The 5,110-nt window shown below is 61.8% G+C and carries 1 rRNA gene; it reads left to right on the top strand.

Features of this window, described 5'->3' with window-relative positions:
* The first annotated feature begins 83 nt into the window (after nucleotides 1–83).
* Nucleotides 84–4,979 (top strand): 23S ribosomal RNA (locus tag ACFMO5_RS03395).
* Nucleotides 4,980–5,110 lie beyond the last annotated feature (131 nt).

Here is a 5,110-nt window from a genome sequence, read left to right as displayed (position 1 = left end):
GGGGTGCACCTTAACAACCGAACAGAGCGTGAGAGCGAGTGAAAGCAACGCGGGCAGCTCAGGAAACGGGTTCTCCGCGTCACGTGTAAGCGAGTAAGGGCATGCGGTGGATGCCTTGGCGCCAAGGGCCGATGAAGGGCGCGGCACACTGCGAAAAGCCTCGGGGAGCCGTGTGCGGGCGCTATGACCCGGGGGTGCCCGAATGGGGAAACCTGCCTGGGGTGAACCCCAGGCATCCGTGGCTGAATCCATAGGCCACGGAGGGGCACGGGGGGAACTGAAACATCTTAGTACCCCCAGGAAAAGAAATCAATTGAGATTCCCCTAGTAGTGGCGAGCGAACGGGGAAGAGCCTAAACCCACAGGGTGCAAAAGCCCGAGGGCGTTGCCCTGTGGGGGTTGTGGGACCCATCCGGAGGCGGCCTCGGACGTCTCAGGGAGTTACCAAGCCTTGGCCTAGCCGAAGCGGTCTGGAAAGGCCCGCCATAGAGGGTGATAGCCCCGTAGGCGAAAGGTCGAAGGCCTCCCGGGGATGGGATCCCGAGTACCACGGCCCACGTGGAAGGTCGTGGGAAGCAGGGGGGACCACCCTCCAAGGCTAAATACCCTTGGCGACCGATAGCGCACCAGTACCGTGAGGGAAAGGTGAAAAGAACCCCGGTGAGGGGAGTGAAATAGAACCTGAAACCGCATGCCTACAAGCGGTCCGAGGGCTATGGCCCCTTCGGGGGCAATGCCTGAGGGCGTGCCTTTCGGAGAATGAGCCGGCGAGTTACTCTTGGTGGCGAAGGCTAAGGGGGTCACACCCGGAGCCGGAGCGAAAGCGAGTCCGAACAGGGCGTTTCGTCGCCAGGAGTAGACGCGAAACCGGGTGAGCTACCCATGGCCAGGGTGAAGCGGGGCTAATCCCCCGTGGAGGCCCGAACCCATCACCAGTGCAAAGGTGTGGGATGAGCTGTGGGTAGAGGTGATATGCCAACCGAACCCGGAGATAGCTCGTTCTCCCCGAAATAGCTTGAGGGCTAGCCTCACGCGGTCCGTGGCGGAGGTAGAGCACTGGTAGGGCTAGGGGCGTTATGCTACCGAACCCTGTCAAACTCCGAATGCCGCCACGTGCAGCGTGGGAGTCGGACCGTGGGGGATAACCTCCATGGTCGAGAGGGGAACAACCCAGACCGCCTGCTAAGGCCCCCAAGTCCGGGCTCAGTGGGAAAGGATGTGGGGCTGCTATGACAGCCAGGAGGTTGGCTTAGAAGCAGCCATCCTTTAAAGAGTGCGTAACAGCTCACTGGTCGAGCGGCCCTGCGCCGAAAATGTAACGGGGCTCAAGCCCGGCGCCGAAGCAGCGGATTCCTGCGTCGATGAGGCGCAGGAATGGTAGGGGAGCGTTCCGCACGCGTAGAAGCGCGACCGTGAGGACGCGTGGAGCGTGCGGAAGTGAGAATGCCGGCACGAGTAGCGGAAGACGCGTGAGAACCGCGTCCGCCGAAGGCCTAAGGTTTCCGACGCAAGGTCGATCCGCGTCGGGTTAGGCGGGACCTAAGGCGAGGCCGAAAGGCGTAGCCGATGGACAGCCGGTTAATATTCCGGCCCCACCCGGGTGGAGCGAAGGGGGGACGCAGGAGGGTAGGCCAGCCGGCCGCTGGCTGTGCCGGTGCCAAGTCCTTAGGGCGATGAAGGCGGTAGGCAAATCCGCCGCCGGAGCCTGAGGGATGATGGCGAGCCGGGGAAACCCGGCGGAAGTGGTCGAGCCCACACTGCCGAGAAAAGCCTCTAAGCGTTGAAGCCCGGGTGCCCGTACCGCAAACCGACACCGGTAGGCTGGCGTAAGCGCGCTAAGGCGGACGGGAGAACCCTCCTTAGGGAACTCGGCAAACTGACCCCGTAACTTCGGGAGAAGGGGTGCCTCGTGTAGGGTGAGGCCTTCGGGCCGAGCCCGAGGAGGCCGCAGTGAACAGGCCCTGGCGACTGGTTACCTAAACCACAGGTCTCTGCTAACCCGTAAGGGGAAGTATAGGGGCCGACGCCTGCCCAGTGCCGGAAGGTTAAGGGGAGGGGTGACCCGGCTTCGGCCGGTGTAGCCCTGAACTGAAGCCCCGGTGAACGGCGGCCGTAACTATAACGGTCCTAAGGTATCGCCGGAAAGGCGCTGCCTGCCCGCCGGGCAACCGGCGGGGCAATACCCGGCTATATGCGGGGAAGCCCTGAGAGCCCTCCCTACGTCTCCGGCTCAACGCCGGCGTAAAAATGGCGAGGGATTGGGCAATCCGCAGGAAACTCCCGGTTTCACCGTCGGGAGGATCCTCAGAGGCCATACGCTGGGCATCCGGTCAGGAGGCTCCGGATGAAGCTGTCTCCAGATTGGGTGGTGGGGTTCGTGGATGGTGAAGGCTGCTTTCACGTTTCGATCCAGCGTCACCCCTCCATGACCATCGGATATCAGGTGCTGCCTGAATTTGTGGTTGTCCAACACCGTCGCGATATCCAGGTGCTCTACGCCCTCAAGCGGTTCTTCCGCTGCGGTGTGGTCCGCCCCAACCACGAAGATCGCTACGCTTATCGGGTGCGGCGGCTGGAGTGTCTGGAGCGCATCTGCGACTTCTTCCTGCAGCATCCTCTGAAAACTCGGAAGAATGTCGAGATGCGTCGGTTTCGAAAAATCATCCTCCTAATGAAGGAGGGGCGGCACCGGACCCGAGAGGGGCTGCTGGAGATCATTAAGATCGCCGCGCAGATGAACTCCGCCAACCGCCCTGCTCTGGAGCAAATCCGCCAGGAGCTCTTGGCCGGATGAAGAGATGGTCCACCCCGTGGCGAAAGTCACGGAACACGGTGAGCGAAATTCCTTGTCGGGTAAGTGGGAACTTGCCCCTTCCCCTCGCGAGAGGGGAATGAAAGCCGGCTCATATCGGGGAAGCCCTCCTGCGGGAGCGGGGCCGCAGTGGGTAACCCCGAGGGAAGTCGTCCGGAGCGAAAGCGACGGATTGACCCCGTAACGACTGACCCGAAAGGGGAGGCGCACTCACCTCCGGTGCGCAAAACGCCGGCTCTCACCCTTCTGCCCACCGGCAGAAGAAGGGGGCAACTATGGAGGCGTCCTTCAGGCCAAAAGGAGGTGTGCGGTTGCATCCATGGTATGTGACCGGTCTTGTGGAGGGAGAGGGCACCTTTATGGTGAGTTTCAACCGGCGCCCGAAACTACGGGTGGGGATTGAAACGAGGCCCTCCTTCTCGGTCTCCCTCTCCGAACGGGACCTGGATCTCCTGAAGAGGTTGCGAAACTTCTTCGGATGTGGGGGGATCCGATACAGCCGGTCGGATCGGACATACAAGTACGAGGTTCGCTCGACAACCGATCTGGTCCGGAAAATCATCCCCCACTTCGAGAAGTATCCGCTGGCCGGGGCGAAAAGGGAGGACTTCGAGAAGTTCGCCCAGATCGTTCGGTGGGTGCACGCGAATTACCACCTGAACCCGGATTATCTGCGGGAGATCATCGAGATGGCTTACTCGATGAATCCCTCTGGCCGGCGGAAATACGCGAAGGACGACCTCCTACGGTTGCTCGGTGAGATGAAGGGATAGTCTGCGCCCTGAGGAAACTCAGGGGAAACGCGAAGTTCCGACCCGCACGAAAGGCGTAACGACCGGGGCGCTGTCCCAAGGAGGGTCCCGGCGAAACTGCGAACTGCGTGAAGACGCGCAGTGCCCGCAGCGGGACAAAAAGACCCCGTGGAGCTTTACTGGAGCCTGGTATTGGGTTAGGGTTTGGCCTGTGTAGGATAGGTGGGAGGCTGAGAAGCCTGGGCGCCAGCCTGGGTGGAGCCGCCGGTGAAATACCACCCTGGTCAAATCTTGGCCCTAACGCTGACCCGTGAACCCGGGCAGCGGACAGTGCCTGGTTGCCAGTTTTGCTGGGGCGGCAGCCTCCTAAAAGGTAACGGAGGCGCCCAAAGGTCCCCTCAGGCGGAATGGAAACCCGCCGTTGAGTGCAAGGGCATAAGGGGGCTTGACTGCGAGGCAGACATGCCGAGCAGGGGCGAAAGCCGGGCCTAGTGACCCCACGGCTCCGTGTGGAAGGGCCGTGGATCAACGGATAAAAGCTACCCCGGGGATAACAGGCTGGTGAGGCCCAAGAGTTCACATCGACGGCCTCGCTCGGCACCTCGATGTCGGCTCAAGCCAGTTGGGCCCCCGCAGGGGTAACCCTGCGGGTCACATCCGGCTTATAACGGGGGAGCCCTAACGACCGGGAGGAAGCTCCTGGGATCGAGGGTAATCCCGTGGGAAGTCGAGGAGCTGAAAATGCTGCCGGAGCCTGTTTCGCTGTTGACCACAACGTTTGCTCTGGCAGTATGGTATATGGACGGCGGACATCGCCACAACCAGATCCGTCCCCATATACCTCCTGTTATGGAATATAAGCTCCTCTGACCCCGTAACGACTGAGGGCCTTGGGCCCGAGATAGCCTGCCCGGGAGCTCGGCTGGAGCTCCCAATCTATGGCGGCTATCACACGCCGGACCCCTGACGGGCGATGGTCAGGGTGATGATATAGTCTGCGCCACCGGAAACGGTGGGGAAACGTGCATCGCATCCTGGGGCTGGACAAGGTCCCAAGGGTCGGGCTGTTCGCCCGTTAAAGCGGTACGTGAGCTGGGTTCAGACCGTCGTGAGACAGGTCGGTCTCTATCCGCTGTGGGCGTTGGGGGCTTGAGGGGTGCTGCCCCTAGTACGAGAGGACCGGGGTGGACGGACCTCTGGTGTGCCGGTTGTCGCGCCAGCGGCATCGCCGGGTAGCCAATGTCCGGACGGGATAACCGCTGAAAGCATCTAAGCGGGAAGCCCACCCCAAGATAAGGCCCCCCACCGGCTTTGACCGGGTAAGGCCGCCGGGAGACTACCGGTTAGATAGGCCGCAGGTGGAAGCCCGGTAACGGGTGAAGCTGAGCGGTACTAACGGCCGAGGGCTTACACGTGACGCGGAGAACTCGTTCCCTGAGCCACGCTCTGTTCGGTTGGAAACATAACGGGGGTGGATCTCTTAAGAAGATCCGCCCCCGTTTTTATTATCCTTATCAAGACTTCGTGAGGTGCGGGCCGCCTAAGC

Origin of the sequence: Thermoflexus sp. (assembly GCF_042408365.1) — a bacterium.
Lineage (GTDB): Bacteria > Chloroflexota > Anaerolineae > Thermoflexales > Thermoflexaceae > Thermoflexus.
This window is presented reverse-complemented; position numbering and strand designations above follow the sequence as displayed.